This window comes from Paenibacillus sp. FSL H3-0329, assembly GCF_037963285.1.
Lineage (GTDB): Bacteria > Bacillota > Bacilli > Paenibacillales > Paenibacillaceae > Paenibacillus_AQ > Paenibacillus_AQ odorifer.
Window position 1 is genome coordinate 2,416,112 of sequence record NZ_CP150150.1, and the last position, 20,717, is coordinate 2,436,828.

The 20,717-nt window shown below is 43.8% G+C and carries 20 protein-coding genes and 1 riboswitch; of the genes, 14 read left to right on the forward strand and 6 right to left on the reverse strand.

Going from position 1 to position 20,717, the window contains the following annotated elements:
- Positions 1–39: 39 nt before the first annotated feature.
- Positions 40–1,113 carry a DUF294 nucleotidyltransferase-like domain-containing protein gene (locus tag NSQ66_RS10390; protein WP_076140979.1) on the forward strand — a complete coding sequence of 358 codons (1,074 nt, stop codon included), beginning with the start codon at positions 40–42 and terminating at the stop codon, positions 1,111–1,113.
- Positions 1,110–1,859 carry an exonuclease domain-containing protein gene (locus NSQ66_RS10395; RefSeq protein ID WP_038569828.1) on the forward strand — a complete coding sequence of 250 codons (750 nt, stop codon included), beginning with the start codon at positions 1,110–1,112 and terminating at the stop codon, positions 1,857–1,859. The genes NSQ66_RS10390 and NSQ66_RS10395 overlap by 4 nt, the downstream gene beginning before the upstream one ends.
- Here the strand turns inward: NSQ66_RS10395 and NSQ66_RS10400 are convergent.
- A complete protein-coding gene (locus NSQ66_RS10400) occupies positions 1,841–2,317 on the reverse strand; it encodes a M67 family metallopeptidase (protein WP_076140922.1) in 477 nt (158 codons plus the stop codon). The genes NSQ66_RS10395 and NSQ66_RS10400 overlap by 19 nt on opposite strands.
- A gap of 160 nt (positions 2,318–2,477) precedes the next feature.
- Between NSQ66_RS10400 and NSQ66_RS10405 the strand changes: the two genes are divergently transcribed.
- Positions 2,478–3,041: a TlpA disulfide reductase family protein gene (locus NSQ66_RS10405; RefSeq protein ID WP_076100887.1), complete on the forward strand. Its 564-nt coding sequence runs from the start codon at positions 2,478–2,480 to the stop codon at positions 3,039–3,041.
- A gap of 603 nt (positions 3,042–3,644) precedes the next feature.
- Here NSQ66_RS10405 and cimA read toward each other — a convergent pair.
- Positions 3,645–5,264 (reverse strand): citramalate synthase, encoded by a 1,620-nt coding sequence (cimA, locus tag NSQ66_RS10410; protein ID WP_036689313.1) that lies wholly within the window; start codon positions 5,262–5,264, stop codon positions 3,645–3,647.
- 156 nt (positions 5,265–5,420) lie between these two features.
- Between cimA and NSQ66_RS10415 the strand changes: the two genes are divergently transcribed.
- From NSQ66_RS10415 to NSQ66_RS10425, 3 genes are all read left to right on the forward strand, one after another.
- A complete protein-coding gene (locus tag NSQ66_RS10415; RefSeq protein ID WP_036689656.1) occupies positions 5,421–6,713 on the forward strand; it encodes a DNA polymerase IV in 1,293 nt (430 codons plus the stop codon).
- Positions 6,714–6,873: 160 nt separating this feature from the next.
- On the forward strand, positions 6,874–7,116 hold the full coding sequence (locus tag NSQ66_RS10420) for a ferredoxin (protein WP_036689316.1): 243 nt from the start codon (positions 6,874–6,876) through the stop codon (positions 7,114–7,116).
- A 134-nt stretch (positions 7,117–7,250) separates the two neighbouring features.
- A complete protein-coding gene (locus NSQ66_RS10425) occupies positions 7,251–8,684 on the forward strand; it encodes a L,D-transpeptidase (RefSeq protein ID WP_076140923.1) in 1,434 nt (477 codons plus the stop codon).
- Here the strand turns inward: NSQ66_RS10425 and NSQ66_RS10430 are convergent.
- Complete coding sequence (locus NSQ66_RS10430; RefSeq protein WP_167348489.1) at positions 8,681–8,818, reverse strand: hypothetical protein; 138 nt, start codon at positions 8,816–8,818, stop codon at positions 8,681–8,683. The two genes, NSQ66_RS10425 and NSQ66_RS10430, sit on opposite strands and share 4 nt — an antisense overlap.
- Positions 8,819–9,027: 209 nt before the next feature.
- On the opposite strand from NSQ66_RS10430, the gene NSQ66_RS10435 reads away from it, so the two are divergent.
- The 6 genes from NSQ66_RS10435 (at position 9,028) to NSQ66_RS10460 (ending at position 14,632) form a co-directional block, all read left to right on the forward strand.
- Complete coding sequence (locus NSQ66_RS10435) at positions 9,028–10,122, forward strand: quinone-dependent dihydroorotate dehydrogenase (protein WP_036689322.1); 1,095 nt, start codon at positions 9,028–9,030, stop codon at positions 10,120–10,122.
- Between the two features lie 34 nt (positions 10,123–10,156).
- Positions 10,157–10,969 carry a GTP pyrophosphokinase family protein gene (locus NSQ66_RS10440; RefSeq protein ID WP_076140924.1) on the forward strand — a complete coding sequence of 271 codons (813 nt, stop codon included), beginning with the start codon at positions 10,157–10,159 and terminating at the stop codon, positions 10,967–10,969.
- Positions 10,959–11,408, forward strand: coding sequence for a DUF309 domain-containing protein (locus NSQ66_RS10445; RefSeq protein WP_076140925.1), 450 nt, complete (start codon positions 10,959–10,961; stop codon positions 11,406–11,408). The genes NSQ66_RS10440 and NSQ66_RS10445 overlap by 11 nt, the downstream gene beginning before the upstream one ends.
- A 101-nt stretch (positions 11,409–11,509) precedes the next feature.
- Entirely contained in the window at positions 11,510–13,030 is a 1,521-nt protein-coding gene (locus tag NSQ66_RS10450; RefSeq protein ID WP_076140926.1) for an RsmB/NOP family class I SAM-dependent RNA methyltransferase, read from the forward strand.
- Between the two features lie 2 nt (positions 13,031–13,032).
- A complete protein-coding gene (locus NSQ66_RS10455) occupies positions 13,033–13,797 on the forward strand; it encodes a pseudouridine synthase (RefSeq protein WP_076140927.1) in 765 nt (254 codons plus the stop codon).
- Between the two features lie 34 nt (positions 13,798–13,831).
- Entirely contained in the window at positions 13,832–14,632 is an 801-nt protein-coding gene (locus NSQ66_RS10460; protein ID WP_036689337.1) for a Cof-type HAD-IIB family hydrolase, read from the forward strand.
- A 152-nt stretch (positions 14,633–14,784) separates the two neighbouring features.
- Here the strand turns inward: NSQ66_RS10460 and NSQ66_RS10465 are convergent, their stop codons facing one another.
- Together NSQ66_RS10465 and NSQ66_RS10470 are read right to left on the reverse strand one after the other, a co-directional pair.
- Entirely contained in the window at positions 14,785–16,398 is a 1,614-nt protein-coding gene (locus NSQ66_RS10465) for a DUF4179 domain-containing protein (protein ID WP_076140928.1), read from the reverse strand.
- Positions 16,382–16,900 carry an RNA polymerase sigma factor gene (locus NSQ66_RS10470; RefSeq protein ID WP_036689341.1) on the reverse strand — a complete coding sequence of 173 codons (519 nt, stop codon included), beginning with the start codon at positions 16,898–16,900 and terminating at the stop codon, positions 16,382–16,384. The genes NSQ66_RS10465 and NSQ66_RS10470 overlap by 17 nt, the downstream gene beginning before the upstream one ends.
- Positions 16,901–17,103: 203 nt before the next feature.
- Positions 17,104–17,195, forward strand: a riboswitch (cyclic di-GMP riboswitch).
- A 117-nt stretch (positions 17,196–17,312) separates the two neighbouring features.
- Between NSQ66_RS10470 and NSQ66_RS10475 the strand changes: the two genes are divergently transcribed.
- Together NSQ66_RS10475 and NSQ66_RS10480 are read left to right on the forward strand one after the other, a co-directional pair.
- Positions 17,313–18,161, forward strand: coding sequence for a DUF6612 family protein (locus NSQ66_RS10475; RefSeq protein WP_036689342.1), 849 nt, complete (start codon positions 17,313–17,315; stop codon positions 18,159–18,161).
- Positions 18,162–18,273: 112 nt separating this feature from the next.
- Positions 18,274–19,437 (forward strand): NADH-dependent flavin oxidoreductase, encoded by a 1,164-nt coding sequence (locus NSQ66_RS10480; RefSeq protein ID WP_305953811.1) that lies wholly within the window; start codon positions 18,274–18,276, stop codon positions 19,435–19,437.
- 79 nt (positions 19,438–19,516) lie between these two features.
- On the opposite strand, the gene NSQ66_RS10485 is transcribed toward NSQ66_RS10480, so the two are convergent.
- Positions 19,517–20,533 (reverse strand): CapA family protein, encoded by a 1,017-nt coding sequence (locus NSQ66_RS10485; RefSeq protein ID WP_076140929.1) that lies wholly within the window; start codon positions 20,531–20,533, stop codon positions 19,517–19,519.
- Between the last annotated feature and the right edge of the window lie 184 nt (positions 20,534–20,717).

Sequence of the window (20,717 nt, forward strand, 5' to 3'; positions counted from 1 at the left end):
TATTTCACCTCGGACAGGGAGGCGGACCGTGTGGCATCGATGGAGTTAACAGATGGGTATAATGAAGAAAGCTTTAGGACCATCGTATTGGCCGGTTCGTCAGAGGAGCTTAGGGAGAGGCGTGTTGCCTGTCAAAAAGTACTTCTCGAAAAGTTGAATGTTATTCCTATAGAGGAATGGATGTTCCGTGTGAATACTATGCATGATCTTATTGCCCAAACCGCAGTACTCATATGTGAGGCGCAGATGAAAGAGGCGGGCTATGGCCCGCCTCCCTGTGCTTATTCCTTTATTGTGTTTGGCAGCAGTGGGAGACAGGAGGCAACGCTTTGGAGCGATCAGGATAATGGCCTGATAGTCGAAGGAGAGCCTGACGGGGAAAAAAATCGCTATTTCGAATTTTTCGGAACTTTGTTATCCGATATGCTTGAAGAAGTAGGGTATGAGAAATGTGCGGGGAAGGTGATGTGCTCCCAAGTTATGTGGCGTAAGACATTATCTGAATGGATAGAGCAGCTTGATAGCTGGAGAAATCAGTTGGAATGGGAGCCGATCCGGTATCTTATTATCTCTTCTGATATGCGTCATGTGGCAGGAAGCGTGGAGTTATCAGCGAAGTGGCAAGAAGCTTTCTATGAAGGCTTTGCGGACAATGAGCAGCTGTCTAATGCTGTTCTTCGCAATACAGTACGCCATAAAGCGACTTTGAATTTACTGGGACAGGTGTTAACAGAACGGTTTGGTGATTATGCAGGCGGATTTGATGTTAAGTATGGGGTCTATATTCCGTTAGTGAACATTGTTAGACGGTTGTCCTTACTACATGGCATTAGAGCTGGCTCGACATTAGAGCGGATTGAAGCGCTTGATAGGCTTGGGAAATATCAACATTTAGAGGATATTCGCAGAGCTTTCTTGTTAGCAATGCGGTTGCGAGTGAACACGCCATATAGTGTTCAGAATGGATTGTTAATCAGCAGTGATTATGTAGCTGAGAGTGAATTGAAGAATAAGCAGCTGCTGTCTGAGCTGCGTGAAAGCCTGCTGCTTGTCAGACGCCTTCACCGGGCGCTGCAGCGTCAGCTCCGCTCAGCGGAAAGGTGGCGGTCATGAGGGAGCCGAACAAAAGCGGAGGATTCTGGAGTAATCTAAGACAAGGTGGAATGCCCTCGGCTATCGCTTCGATGAGAGGTGGGGAAACTGCGCAACAGACTGCGCAGCAAATGGCCTTTATTCGATCTTTGATGCGAGAGAAGCGGCGTCCTGAGGTCCTGCATACCCCATTGTCTGAGCTAGAGACAGTGATATTTGATTTAGAGACGACAGGCTTTTCCCATCAGCATGGGGATGAGATTATGTCTTTTGGAGCCGTCAAGGTTGTTGGAGAGCAGATTAAAGAAGAAGAATGCTTTTATACACTGGTGAACTGTCAGACGGCTATTCCGGAGGATATTACAAGGCTGACTGGGATTACGGAAGAAATGACACAATCCGCTCCCTCCTTAATGGATGGTCTTCATAATTTTATGTCCTTTGTAGGTCAGAATGTGCTGGTGGCACATGCAAGCTCACATGATAAGGCTTTTCTTAATGCTGCTTTATGGAAAACCTCTAAAGTTCAGCTTACACACCGTGTGCTGGACACGATGATGTTAGCGCGTTGGCTTGAGCCACAACGAAGTAATTATTCGCTGGATGAGCTGCTATATGTGCACGAAATTCCGATTCATGGCCGTCATCATGCCTTGGAAGACGCAAAGATGACAGCGCAGCTGTGGGTGATCTACCTTCGGGAAATTTCGGAGCGCGGCCAAGTGGATACCTTGGGAGATCTCTATGCTTATTTAAGTAGAACGTGAAGCGGGGCTTGGGATAAACCGCGGGACAAATTACCGTGGTCATCAGGCAAACGCTCAATATAAAATCCGTTCAGAATTGGATTGCCGCTGTCTTTGGTGTTGGGAGAACCTATAAGATAGAGGGCAAACTCAGGTCCTAGTGCTGTTAATCCTTTATAATCGGCAACTGAAGGGATAGGTGCTGAATGTGGGTGGGAATGAAATAGACCGATGATTGTCGGTTCGTTGTAAAGAACATTAATCCACTCTTCGGGGTGGGGAGTGAAGGTGTGCAGCGGGTCTGGCGCTACGTTGCGCAAGGGTACGTAAGTATCAATGAGCATGCCACCCGCTGCGGCAGCACCCAGCAGGATTCCGCATGCTTCATGCGGATAACAGGACAGCAGGTGCTTCCCCAGTGCTTGCTGTACGGAATATTTCAGTCTTATTGGCTGGACATTTCCCTGGAATGCTGCCATTTGTTCACCCCTCTCTCTTCTTTAGGGTTTCGTCGCAGACGAAACCCTCTTTTTTATTATAAAAGTATATATTATTGTGTAAAATATGAATGGTTTGAAATTTAACCTAATGAGGGTACAATAGTAGAAAACTATTCCAATTGTAAAGGAACAGATGACTATGAAAGCAAGTAACAAATTAAATATAACAGTGTTGCTCATAGTTGTATGTGTTGCTGTGTTTGCGGTGTGGCATAATCGTGAGCCAAAAGCAGAAGCTGTGCTTGCGCAGCAAAATGAGCTGCCGATGAAGAGTGGACCTAAGGCTGGACTGCGTGCACCTTCGTTTTCACTTCAGGGAACAGATGGGACTACCTATGTTGTTGATGGCCCCAGAGATAAAGCGGTAATCCTTAATTTCTGGGCTTCATGGTGTGATCCCTGCCAGCAGGAAGCTCCTGAACTTAATACCATGGCCACTAAGTATAAGGATGTTCTAGATATTTACGGTATTAATGTGAGCAGTCAGGATTATAAACCCAATGCTGAACGTTTTATCAAGAAATACGGTCTTGTGTTTCCGGTTATGTTTGATGTAAAAGATGAGGTGTACAGCAAATATAATGGAGCTGTTTTTCCCACCAATGTGCTCATAGATAAGAATGGAGTGATCTCCGAGATTATTTTAGGTATTCTTAGCCCTGAAGAGTTGGAAAAGAAAATAATCAAGCTTACCGAATCATGAAGCGGGCTGTCCATATAAGAGACAGATCTGCTTTTTTCTCCAAACAGCAAAAGTCTAAAGATCAGCGATTCTTCTTATTGGAGGATCGCTGATCTGCGTTTTTGGTCATACGCGATTTGCTTTAGTGGACCACAAGCATTAATTTCACTATACCGTGGAGCAGAAATGGCTGGAACCCCGAAGAAAGCCGCGTTAGAACAATTAGGGAATTTCTCCCCATAAATTTGAGATCTCGGGTCATTCAACGAATAATTAGGGAAAATATCCCTCTAATTTAGCTGTTTTGGTAAAAAATAATGAAATCACCCTAATTTTTAGGGAGGAATTCCCTATTTCTGTTCATTTATAGCGAATATCGGCTACTTTCAGGGAGTTTTTCCCTAATTACTCTACCGCACCCGCACCCGCACCCGCACCCGCACTCCGCGCACCCCGCGCATCCGTACATCCCGCGCCGCCCACTGCCCACCACCCATAGTCTATGGGCTAAAGTAATAGTCCGTTATTTAGCCTATTTAATAAAAAAGAAGCTGCCCTATAAGTAGAATTCGCTACTATTGGGAAGCTTCTTTTTTTGTCTTACAAAAGTCTATAAGTGATCAATTAATGATTGACCAGGCCTCTAGGTTCATTGCTGGTTGTCTTCTCATTCTCCAATGAGAGCTCATTGAGAAGCGCGTAGCGCATACTGTCAACAAGTGCCTCCCAGCTGGCTTCAATTACGTTACTGGAGACACCAACCGTACTCCAGGTGTCTGTGAAGTTCTTGGATTCAATCAATACCCTTACCTTCGCTGCAGTCTGATCCTGTTCATCTATTACACGGACTTTATAGTCGGATAGATGCATTTCCTTTAATTGTGGGAAATAGGTCTGTAATGCTTTACGAAGCGCGTTATCGAGTGCGTTGACTGGACCGTTACCTTCAGCAGCAGTATAAAGATTCTCACTGCCAACTTTCAGTTTAACGAACGCTTCAGATACTACTGGATGTTCTGCGGTTTTCTCAACTAACATCTTGAAGGATTCAAAGGTAAAGGTTTCATTCATCTCACCGGTAGCTTCCCGAAGGAGTAGCTCCAGTGAGGCATCGGCACCTTCAAATTGATAACCTTGATGTTCCATCGTTTTAATCTTCTCGATCACCCGGCGAGCCTGCTCGCTGCTTGGATCCAGATTTAAACCCATATCCTGCGCTTTGGAGAGTACATTGCTCTGTCCAGCCAGTTCGGAGACCAGCACACGCTGCTTGTTCCCGACAAGCTCAGGAGCGATATGCTCATAGGTCCGTGAATCACGCATGATGGCGGAGACATGGATTCCACCTTTGTGGGCAAAAGCTGCATTTCCGACATAAGGCTGATTTACCGGCAGATTAACATTGGCCACTTCACTAATATAGCGGGCAGTGTTGGTAAGCTGTGATAATGAATCGCCTGGAATACAGTGATAACCCATTTTGATCTGTAGTGTAGGAATAATAGAACATAGGTTGGCGTTGCCACACCGTTCACCGTAACCATTAATGGTACCTTGTACTTGCCGTGCTCCAGCTCCGATGGCGCTAAGTGCATTGGCAACCGCCAGCTCACAGTCATTATGAGTGTGAATTCCGAGATTGGCTCCGGGTAATTGTTGATTTAGAGCGGTAACAATCTCATGAATTTCATAAGGTAAGGTTCCACCGTTGGTATCGCACATTACAAGCCAATCTGCTCCGGCTTCCCGGGCTTTGGACAGAACAGCTGCTGCATATTCAGGATTATTCTTGTATCCGTCGAAGAAATGCTCGGCATCAAAAATCACTTCAAGGCCTTGGCGTTTCAAGTAGGATATGGAGTCGCCGATCATGGCGAGGTTCTCCTCAAGCGTAGTCTGTAATGCAGTGTGTACATGGAAATCCCAAGATTTTCCGACGAGTGTAGCAGCAGGAACCCCTGCGTCAATCATACGTTTTAAATTGTCATCGTTTTCGGCCAAGGAATTCTTACGCCGAGTGCTGCCGAACGCTGTAATTTTGGCGTTCAGATGAAGCTCCTTGACTCTTTTGAAAAATTCAATGTCTTTATTGTTGCTTCCCGGGATGCCACCTTCAATATAGTGCACACCCAGATCATCGAGTTTCTTGGCAATCTTCAGCTTGTCGTCAGCCGACAGACTGATGCCTTCACCTTGGGTGCCGTCGCGTAATGTAGTATCGAAGATGGAGATGGACTTAGACATGAGAGTCCTCCTTATAGGGAAATGAATTTATATATTATAGCATTTTTACGCGGGAATGTAACAAAGAACTTTACAGCCTCTTAAGTTGACCTAACCGCAGCGGAGAGTTATTCTAAATTGGACAATAGAAAACCTGAGGATAAGAAGGTAGATATTGTGCAGAATGTTGATCAGTATTATCCAACGAGCGGCAGGGTTATCCTGCATGTCGATATGAATGCTTTTTACTGCTCTGTGCATGAGGCAGAGGACCCTGACCAATATAGAGGCAAAGCTACTGCGGTTGCGGGTAGTGTTGAATTGCGGAAAGGGATCATAGTGACTTGTTCCTACGTCGCCCGCAGAATGGGGATTTCGACGGGAATGCAAGTTCAGAAGGCGCTTCGTATTTGTCCATCGCTTATCGTTATTAAACCGGACTTCCATTTATACCGCAAATATTCTAATGCTTTTATGCAGATTGCATATAGCTATACTCCGTTACTGGAAGCAGTGTCCATCGATGAATGTTACCTTGATATAACTGGCTCCAGACAATTCGGTACACCCATGGAAATAGCGGAGACGATTCAGCGCCGTATAATGGAAGAATTGGGCTTGCCATGCTCAGTGGGGATCGCTCCCAATAAGCTGCTTGCGAAGATGGCTTCCGATTTAAAAAAGCCAAACGGCATTTCGGTGCTGCGGCTGCGGGATGTGCCTAAGATTTTATGGGACAAGCCCTGTAATGAAATGTTCGGCATTGGTGGAAAAACAGCAGAAAAGCTCCGCAAACTGGGCATTTACAGTATTGGTCAATTAGCAGCGGCTGATGAAAATATGCTGGTTGAGAATTTCGGAGTTATGGGCTCATGGCTAAAGCGTGCCGGCAACGGTATTGATCATGGGATCGTTAACCCTGAGCGGGAGCAGAGTAAGTCGATTGGGCACACCACAACATTGCCGCGGGATGTCGTAGGTCTTGCTGAGGTACGACCGATTTTGCTGAATTTAAGTGATCAGGTAGCTCGGCGATTGCGTAAGCAAGGTCTTGTTGCCTCAGGGGTACAGCTGACTATTCGGACGCCCGATATGAAGACTATAACCCGCTCGCGTCAGCTAGAGGCTCCTTCGGAGAGTGGGGAGGATATCTACAAGTCCGTCTGCGATCTATATGTTCGTCATTGGAATGGGGAGAAGCCTGTGCGGTTGCTGGGTGTGACCCTGCAGGGCTTGATTGCTAAAGAGGATTCCGCCATTCAGCTTGATTTGTTCGATTACGAACGTCAGCCTAAGAAAGAGTCTCTTAACAAGACTATGGATATGCTGCGTAATAAATTCGGTGAAAATGCAGTGTTAACTGCCGGGATGTTAAGCGATTCTCACTCTGCAAGGCTCCGCAATCATAAAGAACGGGGCACTTCACTGCAAAAGGATAATCTTCTATCTGTCGAGTCTGATAAAGAGTGACAAGAACATTCTATGACATGTCAAAATAGGTGTCGTAGAATGCGTCAGAAATGCAAACGTATTGAAAATCGATTGAAATTGTATTCTTTTTATATTAATATGAGAAAAATAAGACGCTGGTACAACAGCGCTGTATTGCTCAACGGGAGGCAGAGATAAAATGGCTAAGTACACTTGGGTCGAAAAAGACACTTGTATCGCTTGCGGTGCATGTGGCGCAACGGCTCCTGATATTTTTGATTACGATGATGAAGGTTTGGCAGAAGTTATTTATGAAAATGACGGAAACCACGGCATCACAGCGATTCCGGATGATTTGTTTGATGATCTCCAGGATTCTTGTGATGGATGCCCAACCGATTCTATTAAAATTGCGGATGAGCCTTTTAACAAAGAGGGCTAATTAACCGGGATTTTGTAACTTCCAGCACAACATAAAGACATCTCCTGCGAACTTTTGTTCAGCTAGGGATGTCTTTTTTGCGATGTCTGACCGATATTAATGTAGGAAGGAATTATAAAATTTCGGAGGTTCCGATGAAAAATTCTCAGCACCTCAAAGCATATGTACAGATGCATCCAGACAATAAGATGGCATGGTACTTGCTGGGTAAGGAATACTATAAGAACGGTCAACAGGGGAAAGCTAACTATTGCTTCAATCAGGCTGGAGAAGTATATGAAGCTTTCGAGCATAGTAAGGTGCCTGCGGAAACGCTGCGGGAATATGAGGAAGGGCTGCTTCAGGCAAGCCGCCAGCGGGACCGAAGGCAGCAAAGATTCCGCTACATTATGCTTGGGCTGATGCTTCTATTACTGGTTATGGTGCCATCGGCTGTAGCTCCGGGTCTAGATATTGCGGGAGATCAGGATACGGTCCAAGACACGGTTACTTCTGAAGTTAAAGATCCGCTTGATCAAAAAGATATTGAGAAGGAACCCGTTCTAGAGGCACGAAAAATGATGTATACAGCGCAAGAGAGTGGAGCTTCGGCTTCGTCAGGGAAGCTGATGGCAACTATGCTAATGCGCGAGGAACCGTTTCAAGCTGCTATTTTGGGCATGGAGCGGGAAGGGAAGTGGCTGCTGTGGAAAGAGAAGCTTCCGCTTAATTCCACACTGCAGAAGAATGGGAATGGACGGTTGGTATACCAATCCTATGATTCAGCGGCATGTGCATGCGAACCGCCAGAGCAAGGGGAAGTTGCGGAGGATGCAGCTGAGTGGCAGGGTGATCAAGAGGAGCTAGCTACATTATGGAGTGCAATGAGGGCTTATCAGAATCATAAAGGCAAGCTTCCGGTTTCCTTGGCGGAATTGACTAGACCTTTTCCGGAGAATTGGATTGGCGGGACGACACCAGTCATGAAGCGTGATTTCAATTCTCTAAAGGAAGTAGCGACTGCTAAGGCACTTGGGATACCAGAAGTTGCGGAGGAGCCTCCAAGCTCAATTGTTGAGGCGGGAATGGGCATACCGACGGCGTTAAGCGAGAGTGGAAGTAATGGAAAGGGTGTTCCCTTTTTTGACCAGCCGCTTAGAGTGATTGTGGATAAACAAAAACACCGCTTGGCAGTAGTCAGCGGCTCTGTTATTCTGCGGAATTATGAGGTAGGTCTTGGGGGAGACAAGACTCCAGAAGGCAACTTCATCATTACAGATAAAGTGGTCAATCCAAACGGTCATGATAATGGGGAGTTCGGAAGCCGCGGACTACAACTTTCAGATAGTAATTACGCTATTCATGGCACCAATGAGCCAGAAAGTGTCGGCAAGGATGAATCCCTTGGCTGTATTCGGATGAGTCGAGAAGATGTGGAAGAACTATTCGCTATGATTCCAAAAGGAACAAAAGTGGTGATCAGTAAAGGGGTTCTGCCTGAAAAGCAGCTGCTGCCGGCGAAACGCTTCAACCCTGCTGCTCCGTATGATCAGACCAACCCCCACAAAGTATATCACTGGCTGAATTAGTTCCCGGCAACTATAAACAGAACGATGATGAGAAGAATTAGTAAAGTTAAACTTACGCCGATCCACATTAGCGCTTTACGATTAACTTCTTCTTTCTTTTGCTGCAAAGTTGGTGGTTTACGTTTAGTTGACATCCAGCATACCTTCTTTCTCTCTTAATCGCTGATTACCCCTATATTGTAATGCGTTTACAAGAAAATTACTATACTTTGGGTTAAGCTCTCTGCACACTTACAGGGTAAAATGCTTTTCTTTTGTTCAAGAAAAGGCTAAAATTAAGAAGAAACCTACAGAATCGGGTAGACACGTGGATTAGTGAAGTACCCCTTAAGGAGCGAGAACGGTGTTGTATCGTAATTTTGGTAAACCAATTTTCTTTAAGCTGGACCCTGAGAAGGCTCACCATCTCGTCATAGGTGGATTGGACAAATCATCGTCAGTTCCAGGGGGAAGCGCGGCATTGCGTTTAATGTATGGCGTTCCTGAAACGGCAGATTTAGCAGTTGATCTGTTTGGCATACATTTTCCGACTCCAGTTGGACTGGCAGCAGGCTTGGATAAGAATGCTGAGGCTGTTTCTGGATTCTCTTCGATCGGATTCGGATTTATGGAAGTGGGGACGGTTACCCCTAAGGGTCAACCGGGAAATGATAGCCCGCGTTTGTTCCGTCTTCCCTCTGATGAAGCTCTGATCAATCGTATGGGCTTCAATAACGAAGGGGCTGACGCTATGGCAGAGCGTCTAAAAAAATTAAAAAATCGCAGAGTTCCAATAGCAGTAAATATTGGACGGAATAAAATAACTAGTAATGAAGCGGCTCATGAAGATTATCGTCAGTGTATCCGTACGCTTTATCCGTACGGTGATTTTTTTGTGGTCAATATCAGCTCACCAAATACGCCGGGGCTGCGCAGTCTCCAGCATGGCAGCGAATTAGCGTTCCTGCTAGCACAAGTAAAGGAAGAAATGGAGATTCAGCGTAAAGCCACAGGCATGAATAAGAGCTTGTTGGTTAAGATTGCTCCAGATGTCAGTGATTCTGAATTGGAGTATATGGTTCAATCACTGACAGAAGCTGGTATGGATGGTATTATTGCTACGAATACTACATTGAACCGGGATGGACTTAGTCATGAAAAGGCTAATGAGACAGGTGGATTAAGCGGTAAGCCGCTTCGTGACCGGTCAACGGAAATCATCCGTAGGATTTATCGCCAGACTGAAGGGAAGATGCCGATCATAGGTTCAGGGGGCATATTCACCAGTCAGGATGCGTATGACAAGATAAGAGCAGGCGCAAGTCTGGTCGAAATTTATACAGCACTTATCTACGAAGGACCGGAGGTTAACCGCAGGCTGCATGCCGGATTACGGCAGCTCTTACGGCGGGACGGATTCAGTCATATCTCTGAAGCAGTGGGTGCTGATCATCACTGATTGAAGGAGTCGAAAGGACAGGAGGACGAAGGCGATGGACGGCAGGGACTGGGGAACTTTTTTGCTTCCATATGAACAGACTGTGGAAGAATTGAAAGTTAAATTCAAAACAATGCGTTCGGAGTTGAAGAAAAGAGAGGAATACACGCCGATTGAATTCGTAACTGGTCGTGTAAAGCGGCTGTCAAGCATTTTGGAGAAGGCTAAGCGCCTGAATGTGAAGATGGAAGATCTGGAGACGGGCATTGAAGATATAGCCGGGATCCGGATTATGTGCCAGTTCGTGGAGGATATCCGCAGAGTGGCTGAATATATCCGGGCTCGTAAGGATCTTGAAGTCCTGTATGAGAAGGATTACATCACCAATTATAAAGAGAGCGGCTATCGCAGCTTTCATATGATTATTAAATATCCTGTGCAGACAGCTCTGGGACAAAAAATAGTGCTCGCAGAGATCCAGATTCGTACACTAGCTATGAATTTCTGGGCAACCATAGAGCACTCTCTGAATTATAAATATCGGGAAAGCTTGCCGGATGAAATGCGAGTGCGCTTGAAAACTGCAGCTGAAGCAGCCTCCATCTTGGACAGCGAAATGTCCAGTATTCGTGATGAAATTCTGGAAGCGCAAAAGACCTTCGAGGAAAACTCGAATATGACGACTCAAATTCTCAAATCTATTCATCAATTGTATTTTTATCATTTGGTGAATGAGGCTATAGAGACTCAGGCTCGATTTAACGAAATATGGCAGGCTCAGGACATGGAAGCGATGAAGGAGCTTCTGGATCATGTACGGGGACTTCTCTCCGCAGCTAAAAAGGATAGTTTGCCGGATGGCTTATGATCCGTTGTACTTGGCTTATCTAGTGTACTTTAATCGTGACCGGGATTATTTCGAATGTCACGAGGTGCTCGAAGAGCTATGGCTTGCCAAGCAACGCGACCCATTGTACAAAGCACTTCTCCAAGTAGCTGTTGGGTTGTACCATTGCCGCAATAATAATATGCGTGGTGCAACGATTATGCTAAGTGGGGCTGCTGCCAAGCTGGAAGAATATTCAGCAGTGACACTTGGCATTAATTTGGCTAAGCTAGTGGTGGAAGTGAAGGATTATGTTCGCCGCATGGAGTCTGAGCAGCAGTCATTTTCTTATTATGATCTGACTATAGAAATCATTGATCAAGGTCTGGCGGATGAAGTGAACTCTGCGGCTAAGGTGATCACACCGAATAATCCTCAACGACGAGGTCCTCAAAGACCGACCTCTTCTCATCGTAAATAATGATCCTCTATAAATGAGTATTGCCAAAGGGACACCCGTAAGGGTGTTCCTTGAATCTTTAAACACCTAAATTTTAGCAGTACTATCAGGAGGACGGCATCATGGCGGCACAACTGCCCAGTTCTTTCAGCGAGCGTATGATGGACTTGCTGGGAACGGATTATAATCAATTTGCGGATTCGTACAAGGAGACCCCTAACGGAGGCGTTCGTGTTAATACATTGAAAATTTCAGTGGAGAAATTGCAAGCTCTTTCCACTTTAGAGCTGGAACCCATTCCGTGGTGTCCAACCGGATTCTATACAGAGGATGGGGCCAGACCAGGTAAACATCCACATTATCACGCGGGATTGTATTACATTCAAGAGCCAAGCGCTATGGCACCTGTGGAACTGCTTGATGTACAGCCAGGAGATCGTGTCCTTGATTTATGCGCTGCACCTGGGGGCAAATCCACACAGATTTCTGCCAAGCTCTCAGGAGAAGGCTTGTTGGTTACCAATGATCTTCATCCAGAACGCACGAAAGCCTTAGCCAAAAATCTAGAGCTGTATGGGGTGCGCAACGGTATCGTATTAAACGAAAGTCCAGATCATATTGCAGCGGCATTCCCGCTTTATTTTGACAAAATCTTGATTGATGCTCCATGCTCAGGTGAAGGGATGTTCCGTAAAGACGAAGACATGGTGAAGCAGTGGGATTCAGGTACACCTGCCAAATATGCTGCCATGCAGCGGGATATTTTACGTTCTGCTGCAACAGCGTTGGCACCGGGAGGTACACTTGTCTATTCCACCTGTACATTTGCTACAGAAGAAAATGAGGAAATTATAGCGGAGTTTATTTCTGAACATCCACAGTTTTCGGTGATTACAGTTGGAGGTACTGGCTCGTTTGCTCCAGGTTTTGGAGAATTATCAGGGACGGCAAGACTATGGCCGCATAAAGTAAAAGGTGAAGGACATTTCATGGCTGTGCTGCAGCATGTAGGGCCAAAGGTATCTGCGGAGGAACGTGATCAAGCCGAAGTTAAGTTGAGCGCAGTTACACGGAATACGAATAAAAAAGGCACTGCTCATATTAAATCCGCAAACAAACCAGAAGCCAGACGAGGGAAAGAAGGTAAGTTCTCTAATAAATCTGCTGCTGGCGCTGAACGTGGCCGTCAAGGTTCAGGAGAAGAGCAAGCATTGGCTGCATATGGAGATTTTATAAAAGATCAGCTTGGCTGGGAGCCAAAAGGGTATCCGATTTTCTTCGGTGATCATCTGTACATCTCCCCACTACCTAAGGAAAGATTAAATGGATTAAAGGCGATTCGTCCAGGATGGTATGTAGGACATGTCCGTAACGGCAGATTTATCCCAGGACATCCAATGGCTACCGCGTTACACCCTGAAGAGAGCTGCCGAAGTGTCTCACTTTCCAGTACGAGTAATGAAGCTATTTCCTATCTTAAAGGAGAGACATTGTTGATTAGTCAAGAACGTCTCTCTATTAAAATAGGAACTACCCAAAAAGGATACGTACTGGTCTGCATAGATGGTTATAGTGCAGGCTGGGGGAAGTGGCAGGACGGTGTGCTCAAGAATGAATATCCCGCAGGCTGGAGGTGGATGTAAGAATGAGCCTATCAGGGAAAACTGCAAAAAAGCAGCGTTTAGATAAAGTATTGTCCCATATGGGGGTAGGATCACGCAGCGATATTCGTAAACAAGCCAAGCAAGGTTTAATTACCGTGAATGGTGCAGTCGTCAAGGATAGTGGATTTCATGTAGACCCTTATCACGATGAAATTGTGGTTGGCGGCGAGCTTGTTACCTATCGAGAATTTATTTATCTTATGATGAATAAGCCACCGGGAGTTCTGTCGGCAACAGAGGACAAGCGGGATCGGACCGTTCTGGATCTTTTAAAGCAGGAATATGTACAGTTTGAACCTTTTCCTGTAGGAAGGTTAGATAAGGACACAGTAGGGCTGCTTCTGCTCACCAATGATGGAAAGCTTGCCCACGAACTACTATCGCCACGCAAGCATGTCCCTAAGACGTATGAAGCTACAGTTGAGGGAGACGTAGATGCAGACGATGTAGCGGCATTTGCGGCAGGTGTCGAGCTGGAAGATGGATATGTTACTTTACCTGCACAGCTAACTATATTGGGAAGAGAACGTGGCAGTAAAGTAATCTCCCATATTTCGCTAATCATCACAGAAGGAAAGTTTCACCAGGTGAAGCGAATGTTCCAAGCTGTCGGCAAAAAAGTCACTTTTCTGAAACGAGTATCTATGGGAGAATTGAGGCTGGACGAAAGTCTGCCACTGGGAGCTAGCCGGGAACTTACGCTAGAGGAACTGGCACTCTTAAGTACAGAAGCACCAGAACAATAATATATAGAAAAAGAAAGACAAGGATGGTGGGAGTATGAGATACAAACTGATTGCACTAGATGTGGATGGTACACTGTTGAATGATGATCACCACTTGAGCACTGAGAATAAAGAAGCCATTGCTGAGGTTACGCGTCTTGGCGGGCAAATCGTGTTATGTACCGGCCGCAGTCCGCAGAACTCGATTCCTTTTATGGAGGAAATGGGGTTGTCTGGTTATGTGCTAGGTCATAACGGAGCTGCAACGGTTCGTGTGAAAGATCGGGAAGTGCTGCATCAATACGGTATGGATGCTCGTGGTCTTGACCCTTATATTGATTATTGTAGAAAGCATGATATTCATTATGATGTGAATACGGCTTTTGATATGTATGTAGATAATGTAGAAAACCTGACCAAAGAAGCCAATTATATGTATGAACACTTCCGTATCGTGCCGGCTACACTGCCAGCATGGGAAGATTTCCGTGAACCGGTTGTTAAGTTTACTGTATTTACACAACCAGAAATCCTTGACGAAGCTGAACGTGAATGGCGTACTTGGACCCATGAGTACAATATTTTGCGCAGTGGTGAATTTTTCGTTGATTTGATGCATCCGGAAGCCTCCAAGGGCAACGCCTTAAAGAATCTGGCTGTGAAGCTGGGAATTCCGCAAGAGGAAGTTCTTTCGATCGGTAATTATTTTAATGATATTTCTATGCTTACATACGCGGGTATGGGCGTTGCAATGGATAATTCTCCGGTTGAGGTCAAAGCGGCAGCGAATGCTGTCACGGGGTCAAACAACGAGCATGGTGTGCGAGATGCGCTGGTTAAATATTGTTTATCTTAATAATGGAAAGCATAAAGCGGACTTGAGTCCGTTCTATGCTTTTTTTGGTGTGAAGGAAATAAAAGAGATACATAAACAGAAATGATTCTATCCAAAAATAACCCGCCCTTAGGATTAACTAGAAAGGGCGGGACATAGATTAACTTCCTGTATTAAAGTTTAATTTCCTCGTTCCGGCTAGGATCGCTATATTTATAGATACCAGGGTTCAGTTCGATTTTTTCGTCGAAAGGAATATCTTTGTAGCTATCAATATTAGTTCCTGCAGATATCATGCCCTTAGGCGTAATTTCAGGCACCACCTCTTTGCCATTAATCCGTAACGTAGTTTGGTTAACACTTTTGAAGCCAGAAGATTTGGATGTTGATTCGACAATCAAATTTTCGCCCTCAGTATAGTAAGTGAATTCAATTTTTAACCCATCGACATCAAGTGAAGTGAACTGCTTTTCTTCTTTAGGTTTGTTTATAGTGATCCAATTCTTAGTAGTATCACGTTTCTCAATAACAGCATCCTTTAATATAAGTTTCATTGGAACATCGGACCAGTCGTTATACCATTCCGGAGATTCGAATTGAAATAAATGCTGGTAGCTTTCGGAATGATCACCTTTCAAATTCCAACCCCCAGTGATTGTTTTATCACCTATAACCAACTGAGCGGTATTATAGTGGACAATTCCTTTTTTAAGCGAATCATTTTCATCTATTAGAATTTGGATATCCAAAGGGGTAACCACTAGCTGATCTAAGGTTATACCGGTCTTTTCTTGAAATTCAGGACTGTTATACAGTTTCTTAGTGTAAATCGCCTCACTTGCTTTTTGTCCATCTGCTTTAAAATCGAACTTCCACGTACCTGAAAATCGTTTCGCTTCTTCAATGTAACTAAAATGAAGACTAGCTTCCTTCCAATCTGATTCAGTTATATTAAAAACCTGTTCAATAAATAAATCCGATCCTTCGTTAGGCATGATGGTTGGAATTGCTTCATTCTCTTGACCACCAGTACTAACTACCAAATGTGGGTTACCCCGTCCTAAGTCAGATGGTGATGCAGCGACTTTGTAACGGATAATGGTTTGATTGGAAACATGTCGAACGGATTCGATTTGAATGCTTGGATATTGCTTAACTCCAGTATTGATAGTATCCCCTGCTTGATGATTAGATTGTAAGGGAATATTCCGATCACTGTAAAAAATGAGATTCCGTGCTTCAAACCTGTAGTCCTTTTTATCATCCTTTAATGTATCAGGTGTCTCATATACTCCAATGAGTTTCTGGCTTTCAGGATCGTATTCTAAATAACCGTATACCTTTGCCTTGGCACCGGATTCACTAGTCATGATGTTTTCCTCTGTAGCAAATCCAGTATATTTGGATAGATCAGATTTAGTATCAAGTGATAACAGCATTTTCATTTTTTCTCCATCAGTTACAACACCGTTCAAATTCATTGTTACTCCTGAAATGGAAGTTTGAAGATTATACTGTTGACCGATGCCGTTATTTAATGCATTGCTCACACTTCGACCACCAATTTTATCCCAATTAATCGTCATACTAGCGAATACAGGAATGGTTACAAGTAAGAGGCAAGAGAAGACAATACTGATAGGAATAAGCTTTTTATTAGACCTAGGAGTATTCTGGGAGGCATGCAGATTTCTTTGACGTGTATAAGCTTCTTGTTCTATGGCAGTCCACATCAAATCATAATCCGGTCGGGGAATATGTTTATCTTTTTCAATATAGAGACTCATTACTATTCAGCTCCTTTAGTTGGGTTCCACCCATTCTATTTAGTATTTTAAGTCCCTTGTTCAGTCTGGATTTTACAGTTCCTTCGGGTATGCTCATAACTTTAGAAATCTCGGGTACAGTCAATTCGTTTATAAAACGAAGGACTACTACCATTCTGATTTTGTCAGGAAGCTGACTGTATAACCCTTGTAATTCTTTTTTAGTTTCCTGTCGATCCAAACGTTTTTCTACAGGGTTTGATTCCTCAGACCTGGATAGTAAATAATTACGTACTTCTTTCATCCACCCCGTCTTACGCCTTTTGATCACACTGTTGCACTCATTCGAAGCAATTCGTAAAATCCAAGCTTTCAAGTTTCTTACCTTCGACTTATCCGCTAAGATAACTTTTACAAATACCTCTTGGGAAATATCCTCCGCATCTGCCTGATTTTTCATTAAGTAGTAACAAAAATAATATACTTGTTCTTTATAGAGCTCGAAAATTTCCCGGTCACTCATTTTGCTGCACCCCCTGTCTCTGCTGTTCTCATTAATAAGACTTATAAGCGTATGTAATCGTTCATTTTTCATTTTGATTGTAGTATTTCTTCTGAGTATCATAGCGAATTCGAATGGAAGATAAGTCGTTTACAGGTAATTATAACCATGATAAAATTAGCGGTGGGACATGCGTCCCTAATCTATTAAAACTAATTGAATGTCCGCGTTAAAGGTAAAATCATCGAAAGATGATGACACAAAGCCATGGGTCTAAAGCCTTTCGACAGAAGGAAATGATCGCCAGGCCGCCATAGGGATGTCTTATGAAGCATAAAGGATAGCTCTAAGAATATGTAGTCTATTTTGAGCTCTTTTATTATTTCGACCTATACGGCGTTACATTATCGCAAGGGGCCGAAAGGGGAAGTACATGAACAGTTTTTTCAAAACAATAGGTACTAGTTTGGCAGTAGGTGCTTTATTGCTGTCCGGAACGATCGGATGGATGTCTAATCCAGGAGTAGTGTCTGCAGCTACCTCAACAGTAGTAACCGCGGATCAGATGATCAGCAAAGTAACGGCAGCCTCCAAAGCAATAAAGAATTTCCATCTGGATGTGACCAAAAAACAGGATATTCAAAGCGGCGGGGTGCGTATCAGCAACACCAACACTCTGAAGCTGGATATCAACCGTCTGCCGAATTTTGCCGCAGCAGGCACTGTCGCTAGTAGTCTTTTAGAAACATCGTACAGTCTATATGCCAATGACAAGGAGTTTTACTATCTTGTAGACGGAAGTGAACTGATCGATGAATCTGAAGATGAAGGTTACGACGATGACGGGGAGCCGATCGATCCTGATGCACAGTATTGGCTTGGACTGGAGAAAACGGAATGGGATGCCTTTTACTCTAAAGGCCAATACGATCCTGTTTCCATGCTTGATTCGGTCAAAAGTTATAAAAAATCCATGAAAGTCAGCACGGCTGGCGCACAAACGGTCTTACAATTCACGGTAACCGATCCGACAGCAGCTAAGGGGATAATCAAACTCTATGACCAGGAGAACCTCTGGGATGGTGAGACAGTTCAACCCAAAAGCGTAACGTGGAAATTATTCGTCAATACTAAGACCTGGCAAACGGAAAAGCTGACAGTCGATCTGAGTTATGTGCTGGTAAGTGACGGAGCCAAAGATACATACACCACGAAAATCGAAGCTAAATATTCCAAGAATAATAAAGGTACAGCCATTGTAAAACCGGCCGAACTAGAATAATAAGGACGATTCATATCGAGCAAAAAGCGCTGTTCCGCTGAACAGCGCTTTTTGTTGTATTCAACAGCAGTTCTTTATTAGTTGACAAGAATAAATCATTGCTGTAATTTATATGTATGCGCATGTATATAATATTTTATCTAAATATAATTTAATGAAAGTTGGGAAAAAGATGATAGCACTAGACACAGCATTAACTTTTCGCAGAGGACTGACATTAAAAAACCGAGTGGTTATGGCTCCAATGACCACCCGAATGAGCTTTTATGACGGTGTAGTAACACAAGATGAATTGAAATACTATTCGCTAAGAACGGGCGAAGTAGGTGCGGTCATCACTGCGGCAGCAAATGTACAGGAGGGTGGAAAAGGATGGGAAGGTGAACTTAGTGTTTCCTCCGATCAATTTATTCCTAGCCTTAGCCGATTAGCATCTACTATTAAACGAAATGGAACAAAAGCTATTTTACAGCTTTTCCATGCAGGAAGAATGACAGATTCAAAAATATTGCGTGGCGTACAACCCGTTTCCTCCAGCGCCATTGCTGCCGAACGTCTGAATGCAGAAATTCCAAGAGCATTAACAGAAGATGAAATTTTCGGTGTAATTGAGGATTTTAAAAAAGCGACTCAACGTGCTATTCAAGCTGGATTCGATGGGGTAGAAATTCATGGAGCAAACACATATTTAGTCCAACAATTCTTCTCTCCACACTCCAACCGTCGTGAAGATCAATGGGGCGGAAGCTTAGAGAAAAGATTTAATTTCATTAACCAATTAGTGGATGCAGTTATTGCTGTCGTTGACAATTCAAAGGTTAAGGATTTTATTGTCGGTTATCGTTTTTCTCCAGAAGAATATGAAGAGCCTGGCATTAAAATCACAGACACCTTTTATCTTATTGATAAATTAGCTGATAAAAAGCTGGATTATCTGCATATTTCATTAGGGGATTTTAAGAAAGTTTCTGCATCAGAAGATTTTAAAGAAAAATCAATCCTGCAATATGTACATGAGAAAATCAATGGCCGTGTACCTTTAATTGGGGTAGGAGATATCCGTACCAAACAGGACGCAGAGGAAACGTTGACAAATGCTGAATTAGTAGCAGTAGGACGATCTCTTATCATTGATCCTCATTGGACAAGTAAAGTGCTGGAGGGTAAAGAAGATATCATCAGAAGAGTACTTGCTGATCAAGATAGAGAAGAACTCGTAGTAGAGAATGGTATTCTAGAATTCCTTAAATTAATGATGCCTGATCGTTTACGCTAAACCCAAACACAGTTTTGAGCGCTAAATCTATAACGTTCCGCGGTAAATTTCGCGGAACGTTATTTTTGTGTAATGACTTCTATTCCCTCTTTAAAATTGTTGTCGTATGTTTCAACATTCGATTCATGAGATTTCGCCGCTCTGTTTTTATGTCGGTGTCGCTTCTCTTTAATGCGTCGCGGATGGGGATGACCTCTGTAATTTTCCTGCCGCTTTTTATTCTTCGATCTACACAAGTCGGGATGTAACCTACGTTGGTTATACTCGTGTGTCCTTTTTCATCCTTCTTTATTTTAAGCGTAAGAATGACACCGCTTTGTGTATAAGGAATATTCATTAGTTTAGTCGAAACAAAATTCCCCAATGAGTAAATAACGAATTGTTTTTTTCCACGAAGCGCTAACGGTTGAAGAACATGTGGGTGAGACCCCAGTATGATGTCGGCGCCATTTTTAAAGAAGAGATTGACCAGTTCTTTTTGTCTCTTGTTTGGAGTGTAACGATATTCGCTTCCGAAATGCAGATAAAGCAAGACTAGATCGACTTTCTTTTTTAAATCTCGAATCTCGCGAATGATCTTGGGCGTAGATATCCGGTTAACCAGCCATGGCTTACTCACTGGTACAGGAATTCGGTTAGTTCCTGCTGTGTAGGAGAGGATGCCAATCGTAATTCCTTTGACGTTTTTAATAAGCGTTCTCTTGGATTCTTCTAATGATTTAGCTGTTCCCGTGTGGTCGATTCCATTACGGTCCAGAACTCGTAACGTCCGAACCAGACCCGGGGCACCATAATCCATGCAATGATTGTTGGCCGTTACTAATACGTCGAATCCGGCTTCCTTAAGTGCAGGGGCCAGTTCGTCTGGACATTTGAATATCGGACCGCCTGATCGTGGGCTTTTCCGGCATTCGGGGCCACTTCCAGCAAAGGTGGTTTCGAGATTGCCAATCGTCAAATCAGCCTGTTTCAGATAAGGAGCTACTTTTGCAAACAGGGGGCTGAACGAATAGGTTCCGTCAGGCTGTTTAGCATCCGAAATAATATAACGTTTGACCATTAGATCTCCCACAGCAGCTATTTGTATTTCAGTCATGGATATCCACCTTTTTATTATTTTCATTAGGATATGGCATAAAGTTGTTAGGGGTTATTCTTTCTTTAAGGCGAAGTGCAAACATTTGTATGGCTTTTTATTTAAAATGTGACTCAACGCATAATCACTTTATTTAGATCGTCTAAATTTAAGGTATTCATTTTTTTCAAACTTTTATAATTTG